Genomic DNA, 22,546 nt, shown 5'->3' with positions numbered 1-22,546 from the left:
AGTGCTCGGGTGCGGTCGGCTTACCGCCGTGCCGGCGGCCGGTCGCTCACTCCCGTAGCGCGTCCTCTCGTTCCGTCGCCTCCAGGGTCTCCGCTTCCACGTCGGTCGCGACGACGGCGGGCTTGTACGCGCCGCCGTCGAAGAGCGCGTGGTCGCTCACGCTGGACTCGACGAAGCGGGTGAACGCGCGCCGTTCGGGCGGCAACTCGCCGTAGATGACTTCCTCTTCGACGAGGTCGTAGATCGGAATGCGGGGCGTCAGCAGCGTGTTCTCCCCGACGATGCTGTTCTCCCCGACGACGAAGCCGCTGGTGACCCGACAGCCCGCGCCCAGCGAGACGCCGTCCTCGACGACGACCGGCGTGCTCTCGACCGGTTCGAGGACGCCGCCGATCAGCGTGTTCGCGCCGAGCTTCACGTCGTCGCCGATCTGGGCGGCCGATCCCACCGTGTCACAGGAGTCGACGAGCGTGCCGTCGCCGACGTGTGCGCCGATGTTGACGAACGCGGGCGACATGAGGATGGCGTCGCCGCCGACGTACGCACCGCGCCGGATGACCGTCCCGTCGGGCGTGTTGCGGCTCCCCCGTTCGTGCAGGTCGTCGGTCTCGCGCAGCGGGAGCACGTCGTGGTAGGTAACGTCGCCGTACTGGCGGGCGACGGTCTCGCGCAGGCCGAAGTTCAGGAGGATTCCCTGCTTGACCCAGGCGTTGGCCTCCCACTCCCCGCCGCGTTTCTCGGCGGCCCTGATCTCGCCGGCTTCGAGCGCGGCGAGAAAGTCGTCGAGGACGGCCAGGTGGTCGTCGGTCGCGTCGGCGGCCGTCAGCCCGTCCTGTTTGCGCTCCCAGAGGTCGCGTACGTCTGCTTCGAGACTCATTGGGACGGGATTGCTCCTCCTCGGATATACGTCTCTGGGTTTCCGACCGAACGGACGCCGGAGCGAATCGCCACGGCTCGACGGTCCGGTAAGTGACGGTTTCCGACGGAGAGCCGTGGGAACGGGCACATACGGTCGAACTAACAATGCGTGCGTCGACCCACCGTCGGCCCACGACAGATGAGAGCCGACAGCGATCCAGCGAGCGAGACGAGTGCCAGGAAGGATCACGGCGACAGAACGACCGCCGCGACGACGCGCGAGCGGGGCCGATGGTGACAGGGAGATGAATCGCGTGACAGTCGACGAGGTCACGGCGACGGACACGACGCTGCGAGCGACGGTGACGACGAGTGGCCGCGTCGGGCGCTTCGTCACCGACGACCCCTTCGTCGCCGACTACGGCGTCGACATCGCTGCCGTGCCGGAGTCGCTGCTCGTGGTTCCGGTGCTCGCACACGTCTGTCCCGTCGCCTGGGCGACGGGGGCGACGGTCGCGGTCGATCGCGTCGACGCGGCGTTCCTCGACTCGCTCCGACACGTCGGCCAGCGCCTCTGTGAGATGTATCCGTCCTTCATGCAGGGGGGACAGATCGTCTGCGAAGAGGCCGTCGAGGGCCGTCGCGATCCGGGCGAGCGCGCGGGCAGCGCGTTGCTGTTTACCGGCGGCGTCGACTCGACGGCGACGTACGTCCGCCACGAGTCCGAACAGCCCGATCTGATCAGCGTCAGAGGGTGGGTGATGCGAGACCGAGACCGCTGGCAGCGCAACCGCGAGTTCTTCGCCGACTTCGCGGCCGAGCGGGGCCTCGACGCGCACTTCGTCGAGTCGAACATGCTGTCGTTCCTCGCGACGCCGCTGTTGCAGGCCCACTTCCAGCGGTACCTCGACGGCGCGTGGTACAGCTCCGTCGGCCACGGACTGGGGTTGCTCGGCCTGTGTGCGCCACTGACGGCGGCCGCAGACATCGGACGGCTGTACATCGCAGCGACCCACACCGAGGAGTGGACTCGTCCGTGGGGCTCGCACCCGACGATCGACGACCGCGTCCGGTGGAGCGGGACCCAGGCTGTCCACGACGGCTACGAGTCGACCCGCCAGGAGAAGATCGAGACCATCGCCGACTACGTGCGCGGCCGGTCCCGAGAGATCACGCTCCGGACGTGCGTCCACGCCGAGGGCCCGCAGAACTGTAGCCACTGCGAGAAGTGCTACCGGACGATCGTCGGGCTCCTGCTGGCCGGCCTCGATCCGAACGACCACGGGTACGACCACGACGCCGCGACGGTCCCGGCGATCAGAGACACCTTCGAGTCCGGCGAGAAACACCTCTCGGCACAGAAGCGCTACCACTGGGAGACGTTGCAGGACGCCGCCCGCGAGGTCGAGGCGATCGACGCGCCCGGTGGCCGGGAACTGCTCGGGTGGCTCCGAGAAGCCGACTTCGGGGCGTCGGTCGAGCAGTCGGCTCGACCGCTCGGTCAGCGCCTCCTGCAGGCGACGGCTCGCCAGGTCCCGACGAGCGTCTACGCGACGCTGTACCCGATCTATCGACGGCTGGCCGCCAGTCCGTGATGTTAATGTCACCGGCGACAGTCCGTCGACACGACATGAGTGATCTCAGCGAGAGAATCGTCCGACAGGACATCGGGATCGCGATCAGGAACGTCACTGTCGGAGTCATGCTGGCCGGAACGGTCGCATTCGCCGTCGATCAGTGGTGGATCAGTGTGGTCGCGATCGTCGTCGCCGGGCTCCTGAGCGCATCGGCGGATCGCAGCCGCGCCGGGATGTGGGTCCTGATCGCGATCGGCACTGTCGCGATTCTGGGGCTGGGCTGGGGAATGTTGCGAGACACGGTTCCGACCGGCGTACTGCCGCTCGTCCTGATCGGGATGGGAGCCGGTCTCGCGCTCAATCGCGTCCTGTTCGGCGTGCTCAGACCAGTCCCGGAAGTCCGACAACGGCGAGAAGACGCGGCGTAGGGCCCGGAACCAACCGGTTCAGGCGTCGTCGACGACCGCACCGAAGTCGTACCAGCCGGGGTCGCGGCCGACGAGCCACCGGGCCGCGTCGAGCGCGCCCGCGGCGAAGACGCCGCGGTCCTCGGCGCGATGGGACAGCGAGAGCACCTCGTCGTTGCCCGCCAGCACCAGTTCGTGCTCGCCGCGGATGTCCCCGGCACGGCGGGCGAAGACGCCGATCTCGTCGTCGGCCCGGGGCGCGTGGCCCTCGCGGCCGTACACCGGCTCCACGTCGCGCTCCTCCTGGACCGTTTCGAGGATCGTGTTGGCCGTCCCCGAGGGCGCGTCGACCTTCCCGTTGTGGTGGCTCTCCACGAGTTCGAGGTCGTAGTCGTCCAGCGCGCCGACGGCCGCCCGGACCGTCCGCAGGAGGGCCTGGATGCCCCGCGAGAAGTTCGTCGCCTTCAGGATCGGGATCTCGTCGGCGGCCTCGCGTAGCCGCTCGGACCGGGCCTCGTCGAAGCCGGTCGTCGCGACCGCGAGCGCGACGCCGTTGTCGAGACAGCCCGCGAGCACGTCCATCGTCGCTTCGGGCGTCGAGAAGTCGACGACTGCGTCCACGTCGTACTCTTCGAGTACCGTGCCGGCCTCGCTGGCGGGACGCAGTGGCAGGCCGTCGGTCTCGTCGGCCGTGCTGGCGAAGCCAGCGACGACCTCCACGTCGTCACGGGCTCGTCCGGCCTCGACGACCGCGGCCCCGGACCGGCCGGTCGCGCCACAGACGGCGATCCGCGTCATCGCTCGGCCTCCGCGTACTCGGCTTCGAGGTCCTCGTCGGCGAGGTCGGCGAGGACGGCTTCGAGCCGGTCGACGTGTTCGCTGGCGAGCCGAGAGAGGGGCTGGCGCATGTGGGCCGGCCCGTACCCGCGGATTCGCATTGCCTCCTTGACCGGAATCGGGTTCGTCTCGACGAACAGCGCGCGGAAGAGCGGGCCGAGCTCGTGGTGGATCGACCGAGCGCGCTCGAAGTCGCCGGCGACGGCCGCTCCGACCATGGCACAGGTGCGTTCGGGTTCGACGTTGGCGGCGACGCTGATACACCCGTCCGCACCGACCGAGAGCATCGGCAGGGTCATCCCGTCGTCGCCCGACAGCACCGAGAACTCCTCGTCGCGGGTCCGCTCGACGATCTCGGAGATCTGATTCATGTCGCCGCTCGCGGCCTTGAACCCCGCGACGTTCTCGTGGCTGGCCAGTTCGACGGCGGTGTCGGGCTCGATGTTCTGGCCGGTCCGAGAGGGGACGTTGTAGACGATCTGGGGGCAGTCGACGGCGTCGGCGATGGTCCGGTAGTGATCGACGAGACCGCGCTGTTCGGGCTTGTTGTAGTACGGCGAGATGAGCAAGAGCGCGTCGGCACCGGCGTCGGCCGCCCGCTGGGACAGCGACAGGGCCTCGCGGGTGTTGTTGCTCCCCGTCCCGGCGATGACCGGGACGTCGTCGACGGCGTCGACGACCGCCTCGACGACCTCGATGTGTTCGTCGTGGGTCATCGTCGCCGACTCGCCGGTCGAGCCGGCCGGGACAAGGCCGTCGACGCCCGCCGCTTCGAGGCGCTGTGCGTCGCGTCGGAGTGTTTCGAAGTCGATGCTGCGGTCGTCGTCGTCGTGGAACGGCGTGGGAATCGCGGGGAACACGCCGGTGAGGTCGATGTGCGTCATTGCTGTCGTGTGTGAGTGGTGGTCGAGGCGTCGATACCCGGCAAAAGAGCGACCGGCCCGAGACGGGAGCGCCACGCCCGCAGCGAGCCGTCAGAAGGGGCGCTTGCGCTTTTTCGGCGGCGTGGACGCACTGCTTGCTACCCTGTCGAGACGGAGTCGTGCGTCCCGTCGCATACTGCACACGGGTCGGGCGACGGACTTATGCGTTGTGCTTGCCGGTTCTCGGGCGGCGAGTGCGACGACGGCGTCCGCCGCCGGAGATCGGTGCCACCTGGTACATACCCTATAACAATGCCAGTATCGAGAGTCCGTGGAACCGCAACACAGATGGTAGCGATGTTACAAACAGGAGTCCGCCGGACGCCGGCGAGGGGGCTACCGGTATCGACCGTGACGGAACCGACCAGCCACGGCCCGAGAGGTAGCGATGTCTGACTGGGTACCCGGGGACGCCGAGTTCGCACTCTGTCTCACCCACGACGTGGACCGACCGTACAAGACCTACCAGTCGCTGTACTACACTGTCGCCGAGCGCGATCCCACGCACCTGCTGGACCTGCTGCCGTGGCGCAACCCCTACTGGACCTTCGAGGACATCGTCTCTCTGGAGGAGTCGCTGGGCGTCAGGTCGGCGTTCTACTTCCTGTCCGAACAGTCGCTGTTCCGGGATCGCTCGGTCAGCGAGTGGACCGACGTAGAGAGCTGGCGGCTCTACGCCGGCCGGTACGACCTGGGCGACCCCGACATCGCCCAGCTGATGTCGTCGCTGGACGACCACGGCTGGGAGGTGGGGTTACACGGTTCCTACGAGTCCTACCGGGAGCCGTCGATGCTGGAGCGAGAGAAGCAGTGGCTCGAAGAGACCCTCGGACGGGCCGTCCGCGGCGGCCGCCAGCACTACCTCAACCTGGAGCGGCCGTCGACCTGGCGCTACCAGCGTTCGATGGGGCTCCAGTACGACGCGTCGCCCGGCTCGTCCGCCGAGTTCGGGTTCCAGGACGGCTACCACCCGTTCCGGCCGTTCGACGACCACTTCGTCGTGTTTCCCACGGTGCTCATGGAGTGTGCGCTACCGAACCCCGGCGAGGCGTACGAACGCGCCTGGGCGGCCTGCCACAGGCTCCTCGAAGAGGCGCGCGACCACGAGGGCGTGATGACGGTGCTGTGGCATCCCCGCTACTTCAGCTCCGACTACGACGGGTACACCGAACTGTACCGGGAGCTGATCGAGTGCGCGCTCGATCTGGGTGCGTGGGTCGGGCCGCCGGGGCAACTCTACGAGCACTGGCAGGCCGACGGAGCGCAGGTCCCGACGCCGGAGAGCGAACGAGCGACCCAGTGACTGGCGTAGGCGGTCGATAACAAAGCCCGAACGGGCGGGTTCTCCGGTGAGAGATGGAGATCGAACGACTCGATATCGACGAGTGGGGCGAGGCGGTTCCGGACTCGGGGATCGACCTCTTCCACCAGCCCGAGGCCCTCGAAGTGCTCGCGGAACACGTCGACGGCGATCTCGAACTGTACGGCGGGTTCAAGGGCCAGCAGGCGATCGGACTGCTCCCGGTGGTCACCGACTCGAAGCTCGTCGGGACGACAGTGACCTCGCCGCCGCCGTCGATGAACGTCCCGCGGCTCGGCCCCGTGGTGATGCCGACCAGTCCCAAGCAGCGCAAGATCGAATCGGTCAACTCGAAGTTCACCGAGGCGGTGCTTGAGACGATCGACACCGGCGGCTCGCTGTCGCTGTTCCGGATGGTCTGTAACAGCCAGTACCTCGACCCCCGGCCCTACGTCTGGGCGGAGTACGACCTCACGACGCAGTTCACCTACCGCCTCGACCTCGCGGACGCGACGGTCGACGAGACGATGGCCGGCTTCTCCAGTAGCCTCCGCAGAGAGATCCGCTCGGCCAGAGAGCTGGACGTGAGCGTGAGCGTCGAAGGGCTGGACGGTGCCAGAGCGATCCACGAGGCCACCCGCGAACGCTACGCCGAGCAGGAACGGCCCTTTCCCATCGAGTGGTCGTACGTCCGCGATCTCGTGTCCGCGCTTGGCGACCGGGCACGACCGTACGTCGTCCGCGGACCCGACGGCGCGTTCCTCGGGGGCATAACCGCGCTGTACTCGCCCGACGCCGCGTACTTCTGGCAGGGTGGCACCCGAAGCAGCTACGAGGGCGTCAGTCTCAACAGCCTCGTCCACTGGCAGATCATCGCCGACATCCTCGCGGACGACGCGCTCTCGTCGGTGACCGGCTACGACCTGATGGGCGCGAACACCGAGCGACTCTGCCGGTACAAGTCCAAGTTCGGCGCGGACCTGGTTCCCTACTACGTCGTCGAGTCCGACGGGATCGGGATGGACCTCGCCAAGGCGACCTACAGCACGCTGAAGCGGTGACGCCGTTCGGTGAGCATAGAGAAACGATCTTCGAAAGTCCCGTTTTCGGCACGCATGCGTTCTCTCATGGGAAAATCGGAGCGTCGGGCCGACAGAACTACGTGGGTGCAATTGAGACAGTATCACCATGTCTCTGCCAGACGTGGCCGAACTCGATCTCGCCACGAAAGTCGGACAGCTGTTCGTCGTCGGCTTCGAGGGACCGGAGCCGACGGAGGACCTCCGCGAACTCCTCACCGACTATCGCTGTGGCAACGTCATCTACTTCAGCCGGAACATCGACTCGCCCGAGCAGGTCGCCGAGCTCAGTCGCGAGCTACAGACCATCGCCACCGAAGCGGGACCCGAGATCCCGCTGTTCGTGACGGCCGACCAGGAGGGCGGCGTCGTCTCGCGGACCGACTGGGGGACCGAACCCCCGAGTCAGATGAGCATCGGTGCGGGCCGGGACGCCGACCTCGCCCGTTCGGTGGGCGGCGCTGTCGGGGCGGAACTCGCGTCGATCGGCGTCAACTTCGATCTGACGCCGGTGCTGGACGTGAACAACAACCCGGACAACCCCGTCATCGGCGTCCGGTCGTTCGGCGAGGAGCCCGAACTCGTCGGCGACCTCGGCGCGGCGATGGCCGACGGCATGCAGGCCGAGGGCGTGCTGGCCTGTGGGAAGCACTTCCCGGGCCACGGCGACACCAGCGCCGACTCGCACCACTCGCTACCCGTCGTCGACCACGACCGCGAGCGTCTCGACGCCGTCGAACTCGCCCCCTTCCGCCGGGCGATCGACGCCGGGATCGACGCGATCATGACGACACACGTCTCGTTCCCGACGATCACCGGCGACGACGAGCTCCCGGCGACCGTCTCCCGAGACGTACAGACCGGACTCCTCCGCGAGCAGTTAGGGTTCGATGGCCTGGTCGTCACCGACGGAATGGAGATGAACGCCATCGCCGACGAGATGGGGACGCCGGAAGGGTGTGTCCAAGCCGTCGAAGCGGGCTGTGATCTCCTCCTGGTCTGTCACACCCCCGCGGTCCAGAAAGACTCGGTCGAGGCGGTCATCGACGCCGTCGAGTCGGGCCGCATCGACGAGTCGCGGATCGACGACGCTGTCGAGCGCGTCCTCGAGTACAAGGAGCGACGCGGCGTCGGCCAGCAGACGCCCTCGCTCGACCGCTGGGAGGCGACGAGCGATCGCTCCCGCGAGGTCGGTCGTGAGGTCGCCGCGGCCGGCATCACGGTCGCTCGGGATCGAAGCGAGACGGTCCCCTTCGACACCGGACGACCGCTTCACCTCGTCGGCTTCCCCGGCGGACGCGCCTCGCCGGCAGAGGACGACCGCTACGAGCCGACGCTGGTCGCCGACGCACTCGAAGCCGGCGGCTTCGACGTGGAACTGCACGAGGTCGAGACCGCCGACGCCCTGCCGTCGTTCGAGGGCGACGAACAGGTCGTGCTGGCGACCTACAACGCCGCTGGCGACGACGAACAGGTGCGAGCGGTCGAGCGACTGGACGAGGCCGTCGACGCCTTCGCCGCGCTGGTGGTGCGCAACCCCTACGACCTCGCTCGCTTCCCCGACATGTCGACGGCGGTGTCGACCTACGACTACACGCCCGCGACGCTGTCGGTGACCGGCGAGATCCTGGCCGGCCGGCGTCGGGCCAGAGGTCGGCTGCCGGTGACGATCGCGGGCTTCGAGGCCGAGAACTGATACGGACGGTTGTAGGAATTTACCGGTGAGCGTCTCCCCCGTGGCGACGCTCACCGGTAAGCAACTACAACTTTCCGTATGAGACGGACTGTCGCCGGCCTTCTTTGATCGGCTTCTCTCCCCGGAACCAGCAGAGACAGAGCGACGGGACTCCGTGCGAGGCGACGGGCGTCGTGGTGGCGCGGATGCGGCCGACAGCGCCGATTTGTATTTTTATTCTGATACCAAAATTTTACACACCACAGCGGATCTCGTGCCGACTTCACTGCCTTGTCTGCCTGTTTTGGGGACGAACTTATATACCTAGAAAATAGTTATATCCACATACCAATGGTTTCGGGACCAGATCCAGACGGCGAATCGACGACAGTCGACCAGCGGGGAGACTCCGCCACACCGATCAACCGACGCGACGTGCTCCGGTCGGGAGCGGCGGTCGCTATCACCGGCGGCCTCGCCGGCTGTCTGACCGGCGACGGCGGCGACGGCGACACGGAGACAGACACGACCGACGGCGGCGAGGGCGGGACGACGAACATCGCGATCGTCTCCAGTTCCGCCGGCTTCGGCGACCGCGCGTTCAACGACCTCGCACTGGAGGGCCTGGAGAACGCCGCCGAGGAGTACGACATCGAGCTCCAGCAGGTCGAAGAGACCAACCAGTCCAACTACGGGACCGTCCAGTCCCGGCTCGCAGAGAGCCAGAACCCCGACTACGACCTGATCGTCCTGGTCGGCTACCAGCACACCCAGGCACTGGAGACCAACGCCGAGGAGTACTCCGACCAGCGCTGGATGCTGATCAACGACCACATCGAACGGCCGAACGTCGGCGGCTACATCTGGGCCAACCACGAGATGTCGTTCCAGGCGGGCGTCCTCGCCGGGACGATGACGACCCGAGAGCTCACGCACGAAGGGAACTCCAACGACCCCGACGGGACCACCGTCGGCTTCGTGGGCGGCGTCGACGGGGCGCTGATCAACGCGTTCGAACGCGCCTACGTCGCCGGCGTCGAGTGGGTCAACAAGGACGTAGACGTGCGGGTCGGCTACATCGGCAACTACGAGGACACCCAGACGGCGGCCAACATCGCCTCCTCGCAGTACGACGCCGGGGCGGACATCGTCTACCAGGCCGCGGCGGCCGCCGGACAGGGCGTCTTCCAGGCCGCACAAGAAGCGAACCGCTTCGCCATCGGCGTCGACGCCGACCAGTCGGTGACGCTGCCGGACTACCAGGACGTGATCATCGGCTCGGCGATCAAGCGCATCAACGAAGGGACCTACCGCGTCGCGGAGGGCATCGTCCAGGACAACTGGGACGAAGTCAGCGGTCGAAACGTCCTCGGCCTCGACCAGGACGCCGTCGCGGTCGTGCTGGGCCAGGCGATCGGCTCGAAGTTGCCCGACGCCGTGAGCCAGAACCTCGAAGAGTCGAAGCAGGCCATCGTCGACGGCGACGTGACCGTCCCCTGTACGGCCGCCGGCTGTCAGGACTGAAGCCACAGTCACCATCGCACGTTATGAGACACGATACCACTACACAGCTATGAGCGGGAGCGGGGCACCAGCCGTCGAACTCGACGCCATTACCAAACGCTTCGGGGATGTCATCGCCAACGACGGCGTCGACCTCACGCTCGAACGCGGGACGGTCCACGCGCTCGTCGGCGAGAACGGAGCGGGCAAGACGACGCTGATGAGCGTCCTCTACGGGCTCTACGAGCCCGACGGGGGGACGATCTGCGTCGACGGACAGCCCCGGACGTTCGACTCGCCGCGGGACGCGATCGACGCCGGAGTCGGCATGATCCACCAGCACTTCCAGCTCGTGGATACGATGACCGTCCTCCAGAACGTCGTCCTGGGCCACGAACCGACGGACAACGGGCTCGTCGATCAGGACAGCGCCCGAGCGGCGATCGACGAGGTCTGTTCGACCTACGGCTTCGACATCGATAAGCACCTGGACACGCGAATCGAGGACCTCGGCGTCGGCGTCCAGCAACGCGTCGAGATCGTCAAGAGCCTCTACCGGGGGGCGGACACGCTGATCCTCGACGAGCCCACCGCAGTGTTGACTCCCCAGGAGGTCGACGAGCTGTTCGACGTGATGGCAGAGCTGACCGACCGCGGCCAATCGCTGATCTTCATCACCCACAAGCTCGACGAGGCGATGGCCGTCGCCGACGATATCACCGTCCTCCGGGACGGCGAGTCGGTCGGGACCGTCGACGGAGCCTCGACGAGCGAGCAGGAACTCGCGCGCATGATGGTCGGCCGGGACGTGCTCTTCGAGGGCCAGGAACGCACGACAGAGCCCGGTTCGGTCACCCTCGACGTAGCGGATCTGCGCGTCCAAGACGACCGCGGGCTCGAACAGGTCAGCGGGATCGACCTCTCGGTGCGGTCCGGCGAGGTGCTGGGGATCGCGGGCGTCGACGGCAACGGCCAGGCCGAACTCGTCGAGGCGATCACCGGACTGCGGCCGGTCGAGTCCGGGACAGTCACCTTCGAGGGGCGAGACATCACCGAGACGAGCCGGCGCGACCGCATCGAGGCGGGCATCGCCTACATCCCGGAAGACCGCCAGAGCGAGGGGCTCGTCCAGGAGTACGACCTCGTCCGGAACGCCCTGCTCGGGAACCAGACCATCGAGCCGTTCGTCGAGAACGGCTTCGTCGACTGGGATCGCGTCCGCGAACACGCGGCCGAGATCGTCGCCGAGTACGACGTGCAACCGCCCCACGTCGAGGCCGACGCCGGCTCGCTCTCGGGAGGCAACCAGCAGAAGTTCGTCGTCGGACGCGAACTCAGACACGACCCGGACCTGGTGGTCGCCTCACATCCGACTCGGGGAGTCGACATCGGGTCGATCGAGTTCATTCACGGTCGACTCCACGAGATGCGCGACGAGGGGATGGCGATTCTGCTGGTCTCCTCGAAGCTCGACGAGGTCCAGAAGCTCTCGGATCGCCTCGCGGTGATCCACGAGGGCGAGTTCGTCGACGTGGTCGATCCGGACGCCGTGACCGAGGGAGAACTCGGCCTGCTGATGGCCGGGCGAGAGCGGGCGGCCGCCGACGGAGGTGTCGAGCGGTGAGCACGGCCAGCGACCGGGCGCGTGCCGTTCTCGATCGGGCGGCCGATCGGATGCTGCGAGCCAGCGTCCTCGAACGGTTCGCGCTGGCGGTCGTCTCGACGCTGCTGGCGTTGCTGATCGGCTCGGTGATCGTCTGGGCGACCGGCTACGACGCCGTGGAGTTCGTCACGTCGCTGCTGTACGGCGCGGTCGGGAACCTCTCGAACGTCGCGTTCACGCTGCGTCAGTCGACGATGCTGATCCTGACCGGCGTCGCCGTCGCCGTCGCCTTCCGGGCCGGCGTGTTCAACATCGGCGTCCAGGGACAGTTCGTCGTCGGCGGGTTCGCGACCGCGCTGACGATCCTCTTTCTCGCGCCGCTGTTGCCCGGCGGCCCCGTCGGGGGCGTCGTGTTGATGGTCCTCGGGACGATCACGGCGATCGTCGCGGGCGGTGCTTACGGGGCGCTTCCGGGCCTGATGAAGGCCTACGCCGACGCCAACGAAGTGATCACCACGATCATGCTGAACTTCATCGCGTCGGGCGTCGTCTACTTCCTCATCGACGCGTACCTCCGGCCGTCGGGGACCTCCGCACCGAACACGGAGTCGTTCCCCGACTACGTCGACCTGCCCGGCTTCGCGTTCGGGAGCGGCTCGTTCTCGGTGATCGGGCTCGGGGTCGCGCTGGCGACGGCGCTCGGCGTCTACGTGGTCATGGCCCGCACGAGCTTCGGCTACGACCTCGTGACCAGCGGCTACCAGGAGTCCGCGGCGGCCTACTCCGGGGTCGACCCGAAGCGAACGGTCGTGACGACGATGACGTTCTCGGGAATGGTCGCTGGCGTCGCCGGTGCGATGTTCGCGATCATGGTCCTGGGGTACTACAGCGATCCGAGCACGTTCCCGAGCTTCGGGTTCGACGCCATCGCCGTGAGCCTGCTGGCGGCGAACAACCCGCTGGGGGTGATCCCGGCGGGCCTGCTCTTTGGCGGTCTCGACGCGGGCGGCCAATACATCGGGTTCACGCTCGACGTGCCCTCGGAGCTCGTCGACGGCGTCATCGGTCTCATCGTGCTGTTCGTCGCCGCCCCGGAGCTGTTCCGAATGAGTGCCCGCCGCTTCGGACTCGGGGGTGACGATCGATGAGCGTCGCCGACTACGCGGCCGAGCATCGCCTCGCCGTCGGCGGCGGGCTCGCCGCGCTCGCTGCCGTGGCAGCGATCACGCTGCTGGATCTGCCCGGCGCGGACCTGCTGACCGTCGGTGCCGCGGAGCGATCACTGCAGGCCGCGATGCCGATCGCGCTGGCCGCGATCGGCGGTCTGTACGCCGAGAAGAGCGGCGTGTTCAACATCGGGCTGGAGGGATTCATGATCTTCGGGGCCCTGACCGCCGCCGCCGCGGCGTGGCTCATCTCCGGCGAGAGTTCGATCACGCAGGGCGACCTCTGGCTGGCCATTCTCGTGGCAGTCGTATTCTGTGCCCTGTTGACGGTGGCCTTTGCCGTCCTGACGATCCGATACAAGGCCGACCAGATCGTCGCCGGACTGGCGGTGTGGTTCATCGGCCTGGGCTTTGGGCCCTTCGGGGCGACGGTCCTGTGGGGCGGAGTCTCCAGCCCGACGCTGCCCAACGTCAACGACGTCGTGATCCCCGGACTCGCCGAGCTACCGGTCCTCGGACGACTGCTGTTCGATACGTCGCCGCTCGTCCTGTTGACGCTCGTCCTGACGGTCCTCGCGTGGGTCGTCCTCTATCGCACGCGCTACGGCTACTGGATCCAGGCGGCCGGCGAGAACCCCGAGGCGCTGGACACCGCGGGCGTCGACGTGAACCGCGTCCGCTACGCGACTGTCATCTTCTCGGGAGCGATGGCGGGCCTGGCCGGTGCGACGCTGTCGGTCGGCATCGGGAGCGGCTTCACCGGCACCGGCGTCACGATGGTCGACGGACGAGGCTGGATCGCCATCGTCGCCTACCTCTTTGGCAACTACAACCCGATCGGGGCCTTCCTCGCGTCGCTGCTCTTTGGCGCGATGGACATGCTCCAGATCCAGCTCCAGACGGTCGGGATCTCGCTGCCGGGCTCGATCACCGGACTGTTCCCCTACGTCGCCGTGCTCGTCGTGCTCACGCTGGTGGGCTACACGCGCGTGCCCGCCGCGGTCGGCGAGGCCTACGAGACGGAATCGGAGTAGGGCCAGTCCGGCCACCGCGAAGCCCCAAGAGCTATTCCCGGCGCTTCCCCACACAAAGACATGGTCGTCTCACATCCGGGACAGCGTGTCGGCGTTCTCGCCGACGCCCAGAACCTCTATCACACCGCCCGGAGCCTTCATACGCGAAACATCGACTACGAAGCACTGCTCGACGAGGCCGTCAATGACCGGGCGCTCACCCGCGCCATCGCATACGTCATCCGAGCGAACTCGCCCGACGAAGAGAGCTTCTTCGAGGCGCTCGAAGACATCGGCTTCGAGACCCGCATCAAGGATATCAAGACCTTCGGCGACGGGTCGAAGAAGGCCGACTGGGACGTAGGCATGAGTCTCGACGCCGTCTCGCTGGCCCCCCACGTCGACACGGTCGTGCTCATCACCGGCGACGGCGACTTCGCTCGTCTCTGCCGATATCTCCGCCACGAGGGCGTGAAAGTCGAGACGATGGGCTTCGAGGAGTCGACCGCCGAAGAACTCGTCGAGGCCGCAGACCACTTCCGAAACCTCAGCGACGACGCCGAGCGGTATCTGTTGTAGCGGCGACTGTCGAAAACGTGTTCAGACCGGGCGCTTGTCTTCCGAGGTGCCGACGAACAGCGCACCGGCGGCCATTCCGAGCGCGGCGATCGAGGCCGCCCACAGCGGGAAGCCACTGCCTAACTGACCGGTACCCAGAACGATCGCGCTGCTCGCGACGAGCAAGACCGTGCCCAGTACGACTTTTCGCGTATCCGTTGCCATGCCCGGTACTAGCGGGTCATCCGGTATAAGTTTCTCCAAAACCGCCCGACACAGCCGTGGTAACTGAGACCAACCTCCACAGTATTGGGGCGTTACGCGCTATAGTAACAATTGAAACGATTTACACACCGATCGCACTGCCGTCGTGCGATCGGGTGTGCATTGATTTTCAATGGCTACTATAGTTTGCCGGTCGGTACTGCGACAGAGAGAACAGTCGACTTTTGGTCGGCGACGACCTTCGCCGGACAATGAGCGATCGAGCCACCGATCTCCTGACGCGTGTCGCGACCTACCAGTTCGGCCCCGGAGCCGACGAGGCGCTGTTCCCCGACGTCGACGGGCTGGAGGTGACGACGACGCGTTCCGGGCGACCGCGACAGGTGCGCGATGGCGACGACCGACTGCTGGAGTACGGCAGTGACGGGCGATTCACGCTCGGCGTCGCCGGTGGGCGACGCCTCCTCGACGGTCTCGACGACGCGCGCCATCAGGTCGTCGTCGGCGACGACAGCGAGCCGTTCGTCCGGGAGGGACGCAACGCCTTCGCGAAGTTCGTCCGGTCGGCAGACGAGGGCATCCGACCGGGCGACGAGGTGCTGGTGGTCCACTACGATGGCGACCTCCTGGGCGTCGGTCGGGCCGAGTTACCCGGCGAAGCCATGCTCGACTTCGAGACGGGGATGGCGGTCAAAGTCCGTCACGGTGCCGGCACTGCGGACGCGTCCGAATCGTAGCGAACGCCGACGGTAGGTCGGTGTCCTTTTGACGGCGGCCAACGCACGAACGGGTATGTTCGGAGGAGGCGGCGGCGGACTCAATCCGCGCAAGATGAAGCAGATGATGGAACAGATGGGCATCGACATGGAGGACATCGATGCCGAAGAAGTGATCATTCGGACCCCCGACAAGGAGCTGTACTTCACCGACGCCGAGGTCCAGCTCATGGCGGCTCAGGGCCAGTCGACCTATCAGGTCGTCGGCGAGCCCGAGGAGCGAGCGCTCGAAGCCGGCGACGACGGTGAGAGCGAGGCCGACGCATCGGCCGACGACGCCGCCGGTGACAGCGGGATTCCCGACGACGACGTGGAGCTGGTGGCGATGCGTGCCGGCGTCGACGAGGAGGCCGCCCGCGAGGCGCTCGAAGCGGAGGACGGCGACCTCGCCGGTGCAGTCGAGCGTCTGGAGTGACGTACCTCCTCATCCACGAGGGCGAAGACCGCGAGTACCTCCTCGCGGCCGGCGAGACCCTGGAGACCGATCTGGGCGTGCTGGAAGTCCCCGACGATCCCGAGCCGGGACAGGTCGTCGAGACGCATCTCGACGAGCCGTTCACCGTGCGAGAACTGCGCGGCCCGGACCTGTTCAACCACCTCGAACGCACCGGCGCGCCGATGATGCCCCGAGACATCGGGATCGTCGTCGGCAAGACCGGCCTCCAGTCGGGCGACCGCGTGCTCGATGCCGGCACCGGAACGGGCGTCCTCGCGGCCTACCTCGCGCGGATGGGCGTGACGGTGACGACCTACGAACGGGATCCGGAGTTCGCCGACGTGGCCCGCGAGAACATGGCGATGGCCGGCGTCGAAGACCGAGTGGACGTGCGCAGTGACGACGTGACCGAAGCCGTCGACGCCCTCGCCGAGACCGACTTCGACGTGGTCACACTCGACACCGGGGACGCCGCGGCGGTCGTCGAGCGAGCGCCGGAGTTGCTCGTCCCCGGCGGCTTTCTGGCCGTCTACTCGCCGTTCGTCGAGCAGGCCCGCGAAGCGATCCAGACCGCGCGGGACACCGGACTACGGGACGCCGAAACGCTGGAGACGATCCAGCGCGCGCTCGACGTGAGCGACCGCGGCACCCGGCCGTCGACGCGGGGCGTCGGGCACACCGGCTACCTGACGTTCGCACGCAACCCCTGACAGTTCTGCACAGACCGAGGGTCCCATCGCGGGCTGGCGAGACGCCCCGGCCTACTCGATCGCCCTGATCAGCTCGATCAGCTCGTTTCGGTACCGTTCGGGCGTCCTCGTCAGCACCTCGGGTGGATCGTCGATTCCGAGGACTTCGGCCACGGGACGGGCTGGATACGCGCCGGCACCGATGCGAAAGCCCTCGCCGTGCCAGACGCCGACCCAGCCCGTGATCGGCAGCGTCGCGTCCGGCTCCGACAGCGGTAGTTCGGCCCGATACTGCGTGAGCTTCGCTCGCTCGCCAGACGCGACCCGGACACGCTCCGTGCGGCCCCGTCCGATCGACTCGAAGCCGCGGTCTCGCAGCTCGGACTTGAAGGTCCTGTTGGCCTCCGAACGGACCGTCGGGAGGATCATCGCGGGGCCGATGCCGGGCGACAGCGACGGCGTGAAGGTCAGTTTCGTCGCAAAGAAGAACCGCCAGCGCTGGTCCCGACCACCGTACTCGGCGGCGGCCCGACGCGTTGGCTCGTCACCGTACAGCACCGTCGCGCCTTCGACACGGGTCCCGGGGAGCTGAAACACCGTCTCGATGGTCTCGTCGGTTCGGGTCCAGCCGCCGTCTTCGAGTCGCCGCTCGGGGACCGAGGGGTACCGCTCGTCGGAAGGTGACACACCTCGTACTGGTGGCGGAACTCACCTAACAGTTCCGTCGAACGGTCAGTGGTCGTCTTCGCGCCACTTGTGGTCGCACTCGGTACAGGTGAAAAACCGCGTCTCGGACTCGTCGGCGGCCCGAATCTGCTTCATCTCCCAGAAGGCCCGGTCGTTGCCACACTCGGGACAGTGTGCGTCCGTCGTCGGCCCCATGTCCTCGGCCTCGACCTCGGAGGTGTCGACGATCTCGCTCTCTTCCTGGCCCTGCGTGGTCACCATCGAACTTTCGTCCGCTGCGTCGCGGGCCCGCTCGGCACCGCAGCTGCCACAGACCCAGACGCCGTCTTCGGCTTTCATCATCGAACCGCAGTCGTCACAGAACTCCATGGTTGACTGGGATTGCCATCGAAGTGGTTTAAGCTCGGGGGTTCATCGCTCGGCGGTGTTCAGATAAGAGAGAGTAGCGTCATTCAGGCACCGAAAGCCCTCGCGTCGCTTCTCTGAACACTAGCCTGCCGACTTCTCGATCGGGGCCCAGTCACGAGCGCGCAGCTGGCGAGGTGGACTCGTCGAGCGAGATCGACGCCGCGACGCGGGCGAGAAGCGCTAGTCGGCCAGTGCCTCTTCGGAGCCGGTCACGGCGCTCGGGTCCTGTATCCAGAGATCTCCGAACAGTTCGTCTTGCTGGAGGCGGACCTGCCCGCGGTGAGAGAGAAAGAGCAGCCCCAGGAACGTCTCGACCCGAGAGCCGCCGATCTGGTGAACCTCCCGAAACAGGACCTCCTCGCGGCCGGCGTCGTACTGCTCGCGCACCGCCTCGTACACCTCGTCGACGATTGCGTCGATGTCCTCGCCGTGGGTGTTGGCCGTCACCTCGTCGGCGGTCGGCTCGTCGTCCATCCGCACGTCTTCGGCCCCGCGGTAGTCCAGTTCCTGGGTCCCGCGGCGGAACTCCGACGGCGAGTCGCTCGTGTCGTAGCTGCGTGATTCCTTCCACCAGGAATCGCGCTCGGCCTCCCGGAGGTCTCGTACCAGCTCGTCCAGGGTCTGGGGCATTCCTCGCGCCCGACGGCGCTCCAGTCGGCGGTCCATCTCCTGCTCCAGCGAGGCGAAGGGGTCCGGCTCGTCGATCGGCTCGTCGCCGGCCATCGCCGCCTCCCAGGGCTCGGCCGGGGGTTCTTCCTCCTCCTCGTCGTTCAGCATCGCGTCGCTCTTCATCCGGATCAGCACCGACGCGTAGAACAGCGCCCGCCCGGAGGTCCGCAAGTCCGCCTCGTCGATCACTTCGAGGAACTTGTCGGTCACCTGCACCACGTCGATGTCCCACGGGTCGATCTCCCCCGCGTCGGCGAGCTGGACCAGCACCTCGACGGGCTCGACTTCCTCCTCGTCGTCTTCGTCGTCGGCTTCGCCGGCATCGACCGTCTCCGACTCGCCGTCCGAGTCGTCGCCCGCCCCTCCGAAGGGATCGTCCGCATCGGCCTCACCCGGCGGCTCTCGATCCTCGTGACCGGCGATATTCAGGGGAATGTCGTCGTTGCCGTCGCTCCCCGTTCGATTCTCCGAGGACCGCTCCTCGCTATCTCGCGGGTCGCGTCGCTCCCCGCTCGACGTTTTCGAGTCCCCCTCGTCCCGTTGGTCCTCGGGCGACTCGCTAGTCATCCGCCGGCACCTCCCCGATCTCCCCGGTGAGATCGATTCCGGTCACCGCGCTCACGTTGTCGTCTTGCATCGTCACGCCGATGGCCCGCTCGGAGCGGTCGAGCAGCGCCGAGCGGTGGGAGACGACGACGAACTGGGCTTGCCCGGCGAGTTCGTCGACCATCTCGCCGACCAGTTCCGCGTTAGCGGCGTCGAGGAAGGCGTCGATCTCGTCCAGCGCGTAGAACGGCGCGGGGTTGTGCCGCTGGATCGCGAAGATAAAGGCCAGCGCCGTCAGGGACTTCTCGCCCCCGGACATGGCGTTGAGTCGCTGGATCGGCTTGTCGCCCGGCTGGGCCTTCATCGTCAGGCCGCCCTCGAAGGGATCTGCCTCGTCTTCGAGGTGGAGGTGGCCGGACCCGTTCGAGAGCCGTTCGAAGATGTCCTCGAACTGCTCGTTGATGTCGTCGAACGCGTCCATGAACGTCGCCTTCTTGCGCTGCTCGTAGGTCTCGATCCGGTCGCGGATGCCGTCGGCCTCCTCGACGAGCGTCTCCTTCTTGTCTTCCAGCTCGTCTAAGTCCGCCTCGACGGCGTCGTACTCGTCGATCGCGCGCATGTTGACCGGCTCCAGTTCCTCCATTCTGGATTCGAGCCGACCGATCTGGGATTCGACGACGTGGTGATCCGGGATCTCGTCCGGATCGTAGTCGCCGACCTCGGCTTCGAGCTCGTCGATCTCCCAGTCGAGGCGCTCGCGCTCCTCGGTGGCGTCGTCGAGGTCGCGTTCGAGTTCGCTGACCTTCGACTGCTGTTCATCGCGCCGCTCTTTGGCGTCCTGTAGCTCCTCGCGCAGCGCCTCGCGCTCGCTTTTGAGGTCCGCCAGCTCGGCCTCCAGCTCCGCGACCTCGTCTTCCTTGGCGGCTTTCTGGGAGCGTTTCTCCTCGATCTCGGCTTCGAGTTCGGCGATCCGTTCCTCGGCCTCGGCTTTGCGGTTCTGTGCGGCTTCGATGTCCTCGTGGAGCTCCTCGATGTTGTCTTCGGCGTACTGCTTCTCCAGCTGGAGCTCGTTGAGGTCGGCGTCGAGGTCGCTCTCACGGCTCTCCAGTTCGTCGATCGCCTGTTTGATCCGGTCGGCCTCGTCGGTGAGCGCCGGCAGCTGCGAGTCGGCGACCTCCGCCTCCAGCTCGTCGATGTCCGCCTCGATGATGGCGATGGCCTCGTTCTGGCGGGCGATTTTCCCCTCCAGTACGTCCATCTCGTCGGAGACGTCCTCGCGTTCGGCCTCGATCTCCGCCAGTTCCGCCTCCAGGCGCTCGACGCGCTCGTGGGCGTCCTCGATGGTCGCCCGCTTGCGCTCGATCTCGGATTCGATCTCGCGGACCTGCTCGTTCGCGTCGGTCTGTCGGTCGCGGGCGTCGTCAAGGCGCGCTTCCACGTCGCGAAGCTCCTCGCGGCGCTCCTGGCGTTCGTCTTCCAGCTCGTTGATCTTCGCCGCGACGCGTTCGAGCTGGCCCTGGCCGCCAGAGAAGGAGTACCGGGTCCCCGACGAGGACCCACCGGTCATCGCGCCGGAGGTCTCGACGAGATCGCCTTCGAGCGTGACCATCCGGAACTCGCCCATGAACTCGCGGGCGGTGTCCATGTCCGCGACGACGACGGTGTCGCCCAGCACGTAGGAGAAGATGCCCGCGTACTCGGGATCGAAGTCGACGAGGTTGTACGCGAAGTCGACGACGCCGCCGTGCTGGGGGAGGCTGGGCAGCGACCGCTGGTGCATCTCCGTGATCGGCAGGAAGGTCGCGCGGCCGGCGTTGCGGGACTTCAGGTACTCGATGCCCTGCTGTCCGACCGTGTCGTCGTCGACGACGACGTGTGCGAGCCGGCCACCGGCGGCGGTCTCGCAGGCGGTCGCGTAGTCGGGGTCGACGCCGCCGAGCTGGCCGACGGTGCCGTGGACGCCGTCCATGCCGGCGTTCAGGATCGTCGTCACCGCCCGGCCGTACGAGGAGTCACCGTCCTGCCCGGCCTTCGCTTCGAGGTTCGCGTACTCCTGTTGGAGCCCGCTGATCTCGTCTTCCAGATCGTCGACGTCGCTCTGGAGTTCCCGTTTCTCCGCTGTGAGGTCCTCGACGACCTCGGTGATCGTCGCCGAGTTCTTCTGTGCTTTCTCCAGTTCCGTTTCGAGGTCCTCGATGTCGGCTTCGAGGTCGGGAATTTCGGCCTCCGCGTCCTCGATCGCGCCGCGTTTCTCTCGTTGCTGGTTCGACCGGCGACGCGCGTCGTCGAGCAGGCGGTCCTGCTCGCGCTGGTGGTCGTTCTTCGCCGATTTGGCCGCTTCCAGCGCGGTCCGCTTTGCCTCTAGCTCCGACTTGACCTCCTCGAACTCCTCGCCGACCGCGTCGATCTTCGCCTGTACGTCCGCGAGTTCGGCCTCCCGCTCGTTGATCTCGGCTTTGACGTTCGACTTCTCGACTTTCGTCTGTCGGATCTCGCTCTCCAGCTCGTCGATGGTCTCTTGCTTGCGGTCGATCTGGACGAACGCCTGCCGGCGCTCGTTCTCGGCGTCTTCGACCTTCTCCTCGGCGGTCGCGGCGCTGTCTTCGAGCCGCGAGATGTCGCCTTTGATCTCCTCGATCTCCCGTTTGATCGCCAGCTGTTCGTCCTCGCCCTTGCGCTCGATCTCGGTGTTGAGCGACTGTAGCTCGTCTTCGAGGCGGACGACCGCGCCCTGGCGTTCGTCGAGTTCGCGCTGGAGGTCCGCGAGTTCGTCTTCCAGCGCCCCGATCTCGTCGCGGAGCTCCGCGCGCTCCTCGCGCTTGTCTTCGAGTTCCGCGGCCTTGCGATACCCCTCGTACTCCGCTTTCTCCTCGCGGAGTTCCTGGTACTGCAGGGCCGTCTCGCGTTCGTCGGCCAGCTGGTCGAGGCGCTCTCGTTTCTCCTCGATGCGGAGCTCGGCCTCGTCGATTCGCTCCTGGACGACCTCCAGTTCCTCGAAGGCGTCGGCCTTCTGCTCGTCGAACTGCGCGACGCCGGCGATCTCGTCGATGATCTCCCGGCGCGAGCCGGCCGTCATGTTGATGATCTCGGTCACGTCGCCCTGCATGACGACGTTGTACCCCTCCGGCGCGACGCCGGCCTGGGCCAGCAGGTCCTGGATGTCGCCGAGGTTGACCGAGCGGCCGTTGATATAGTAGTACGAGTAGTAGTTGTCCTCGGTCTCCTTGACGCGGCGCTTGATCGAGATCTCGTCCACGTCGCCCACGTCCTCGGTGCCGGCGGCGTTGATCACCTGCGAGCGGTCGAGGGTTCGATCCTCGTTCGCGAGGATGACCTCGACGCTGGCCTCGCGCTCCCCGCTGCCGTCGGTCTCCTCGTCGGCGTGGCCCGGATTGTAGATCAGATCCGTCAGTTTCTCCGCGCGGATGCCAGAAGTGCGGGCGAGTCCGAGCGCGAACAGAATCGAGTCGATGATGTTGGACTTGCCCGAGCCGTTGGGGCCGGTGACGACGGTAAAGTCCTCGTAGAAGGGGATCCGCGTCTTCCGGCCGAAACTCTTGAAGTTGTCAAGGACGAGCTCTTTGATGTGCATGGGGTCGCTCGTGGCCCAG

General features: G+C 67.0%; 21 protein-coding genes. 13 read left to right on the top strand and 8 right to left on the bottom strand.

Features of this window, described 5'->3' with window-relative positions; genetic code table 11:
• Nucleotides 1-46 precede the first annotated feature (46 nt).
• On the bottom strand, nt 47-877 hold the full coding sequence (locus HALKA_RS0110720) for a 2,3,4,5-tetrahydropyridine-2,6-dicarboxylate N-succinyltransferase (RefSeq protein WP_018257989.1): 831 nt from the start codon (nt 875-877) through the stop codon (nt 47-49).
• A 286-nt stretch (nt 878-1,163) separates the two neighbouring features.
• Here HALKA_RS0110720 and HALKA_RS0110715 point away from each other — a divergent pair, with 286 nt between their 5' ends.
• Nucleotides 1,164-2,453, top strand: coding sequence for a hypothetical protein (locus HALKA_RS0110715; RefSeq protein WP_018257988.1), 1,290 nt, complete (start codon nt 1,164-1,166; stop codon nt 2,451-2,453).
• A gap of 35 nt (nt 2,454-2,488) precedes the next feature.
• Nucleotides 2,489-2,863 (top strand): hypothetical protein, encoded by a 375-nt coding sequence (locus tag HALKA_RS0110710; protein WP_018257987.1) that lies wholly within the window; start codon nt 2,489-2,491, stop codon nt 2,861-2,863.
• 18 nt (nt 2,864-2,881) lie between these two features.
• On the opposite strand, the gene dapB is transcribed toward HALKA_RS0110710, so the two are convergent.
• Entirely contained in the window at nt 2,882-3,640 is a 759-nt protein-coding gene (dapB, locus tag HALKA_RS0110705; protein ID WP_018257986.1) for a 4-hydroxy-tetrahydrodipicolinate reductase, read from the bottom strand.
• A complete protein-coding gene (gene dapA / locus HALKA_RS0110700; RefSeq protein ID WP_018257985.1) occupies nt 3,637-4,563 on the bottom strand; it encodes a 4-hydroxy-tetrahydrodipicolinate synthase in 927 nt (308 codons plus the stop codon). The genes dapB and dapA overlap by 4 nt, the downstream gene beginning before the upstream one ends.
• 427 nt (nt 4,564-4,990) lie before the next feature.
• On the opposite strand from dapA, the gene HALKA_RS0110695 reads away from it, so the two are divergent.
• From HALKA_RS0110695 to HALKA_RS0110660, 8 genes are all read left to right on the top strand, one after another.
• Nucleotides 4,991-5,905, top strand: coding sequence for a polysaccharide deacetylase family protein (locus HALKA_RS0110695; protein ID WP_018257984.1), 915 nt, complete (start codon nt 4,991-4,993; stop codon nt 5,903-5,905).
• Between the two features lie 53 nt (nt 5,906-5,958).
• Nucleotides 5,959-6,963 (top strand): GNAT family N-acetyltransferase, encoded by a 1,005-nt coding sequence (locus HALKA_RS0110690; RefSeq protein ID WP_018257983.1) that lies wholly within the window; start codon nt 5,959-5,961, stop codon nt 6,961-6,963.
• 127 nt (nt 6,964-7,090) lie between these two features.
• Nucleotides 7,091-8,677: a beta-N-acetylhexosaminidase gene (gene nagZ, locus HALKA_RS0110685; RefSeq protein ID WP_018257982.1), complete on the top strand. Its 1,587-nt coding sequence runs from the start codon at nt 7,091-7,093 to the stop codon at nt 8,675-8,677.
• Between the two features lie 330 nt (nt 8,678-9,007).
• Nucleotides 9,008-10,180: a BMP family ABC transporter substrate-binding protein gene (locus tag HALKA_RS0110680; protein WP_018257981.1), complete on the top strand. Its 1,173-nt coding sequence runs from the start codon at nt 9,008-9,010 to the stop codon at nt 10,178-10,180.
• Nucleotides 10,181-10,229: 49 nt separating this feature from the next.
• Nucleotides 10,230-11,783 (top strand): ABC transporter ATP-binding protein, encoded by a 1,554-nt coding sequence (locus tag HALKA_RS0110675; protein WP_018257980.1) that lies wholly within the window; start codon nt 10,230-10,232, stop codon nt 11,781-11,783.
• Complete coding sequence (locus HALKA_RS0110670) at nt 11,780-12,910, top strand: ABC transporter permease (protein WP_018257979.1); 1,131 nt, start codon at nt 11,780-11,782, stop codon at nt 12,908-12,910. Before HALKA_RS0110675 ends, HALKA_RS0110670 begins: the two co-directional genes overlap by 4 nt.
• The gene (locus HALKA_RS0110665; RefSeq protein ID WP_018257978.1) at nt 12,907-13,962 is read left to right on the top strand and encodes an ABC transporter permease; all 1,056 of its coding nucleotides are present in this window, start codon (nt 12,907-12,909) and stop codon (nt 13,960-13,962) included. The genes HALKA_RS0110670 and HALKA_RS0110665 overlap by 4 nt, the downstream gene beginning before the upstream one ends.
• A 60-nt stretch (nt 13,963-14,022) precedes the next feature.
• The gene (locus HALKA_RS0110660; protein ID WP_018257977.1) at nt 14,023-14,520 is read left to right on the top strand and encodes a LabA-like NYN domain-containing protein; all 498 of its coding nucleotides are present in this window, start codon (nt 14,023-14,025) and stop codon (nt 14,518-14,520) included.
• Between the two features lie 21 nt (nt 14,521-14,541).
• Here the strand turns inward: HALKA_RS0110660 and HALKA_RS0110655 are convergent, their stop codons facing one another.
• Nucleotides 14,542-14,724: a hypothetical protein gene (locus HALKA_RS0110655; RefSeq protein WP_018257976.1), complete on the bottom strand. Its 183-nt coding sequence runs from the start codon at nt 14,722-14,724 to the stop codon at nt 14,542-14,544.
• A 251-nt stretch (nt 14,725-14,975) separates the two neighbouring features.
• On the opposite strand from HALKA_RS0110655, the gene HALKA_RS0110650 reads away from it, so the two are divergent.
• From HALKA_RS0110650 to HALKA_RS0110640, 3 genes are read left to right on the top strand one after another with little or no spacing between them, the layout of a single operon-like run.
• On the top strand, nt 14,976-15,461 hold the full coding sequence (locus HALKA_RS0110650; protein WP_018257975.1) for a PUA domain-containing protein: 486 nt from the start codon (nt 14,976-14,978) through the stop codon (nt 15,459-15,461).
• A gap of 55 nt (nt 15,462-15,516) precedes the next feature.
• Nucleotides 15,517-15,915, top strand: coding sequence for a nascent polypeptide-associated complex protein (locus HALKA_RS0110645; protein ID WP_018257974.1), 399 nt, complete (start codon nt 15,517-15,519; stop codon nt 15,913-15,915).
• Complete coding sequence (locus HALKA_RS0110640) at nt 15,912-16,646, top strand: tRNA (adenine-N1)-methyltransferase (RefSeq protein WP_018257973.1); 735 nt, start codon at nt 15,912-15,914, stop codon at nt 16,644-16,646. Before HALKA_RS0110645 ends, HALKA_RS0110640 begins: the two co-directional genes overlap by 4 nt.
• 51 nt (nt 16,647-16,697) lie before the next feature.
• Here HALKA_RS0110640 and HALKA_RS0110635 read toward each other — a convergent pair whose 3' ends face one another.
• The 4 genes from HALKA_RS0110635 to smc form a co-directional block, all read right to left on the bottom strand.
• Nucleotides 16,698-17,312 (bottom strand): DUF6517 family protein, encoded by a 615-nt coding sequence (locus HALKA_RS0110635; protein ID WP_018257972.1) that lies wholly within the window; start codon nt 17,310-17,312, stop codon nt 16,698-16,700.
• A gap of 45 nt (nt 17,313-17,357) precedes the next feature.
• The gene (locus HALKA_RS0110630; protein ID WP_015764134.1) at nt 17,358-17,681 is read right to left on the bottom strand and encodes a transcription factor S; all 324 of its coding nucleotides are present in this window, start codon (nt 17,679-17,681) and stop codon (nt 17,358-17,360) included.
• A gap of 219 nt (nt 17,682-17,900) precedes the next feature.
• Nucleotides 17,901-18,956, bottom strand: coding sequence for a segregation/condensation protein A (locus HALKA_RS0110625; RefSeq protein WP_018257971.1), 1,056 nt, complete (start codon nt 18,954-18,956; stop codon nt 17,901-17,903).
• Entirely contained in the window at nt 18,949-22,527 is a 3,579-nt protein-coding gene (gene smc / locus HALKA_RS0110620) for a chromosome segregation protein SMC (RefSeq protein ID WP_018257970.1), read from the bottom strand. The genes HALKA_RS0110625 and smc overlap by 8 nt, the downstream gene beginning before the upstream one ends.
• Between the last annotated feature and the right edge of the window lie 19 nt (nt 22,528-22,546).

This window comes from Halomicrobium katesii DSM 19301 (assembly GCF_000379085.1).
GTDB classification, from domain to species: Archaea; Halobacteriota; Halobacteria; order Halobacteriales; family Haloarculaceae; genus Halomicrobium; species Halomicrobium katesii.
This window is presented reverse-complemented; position numbering and strand designations above follow the sequence as displayed.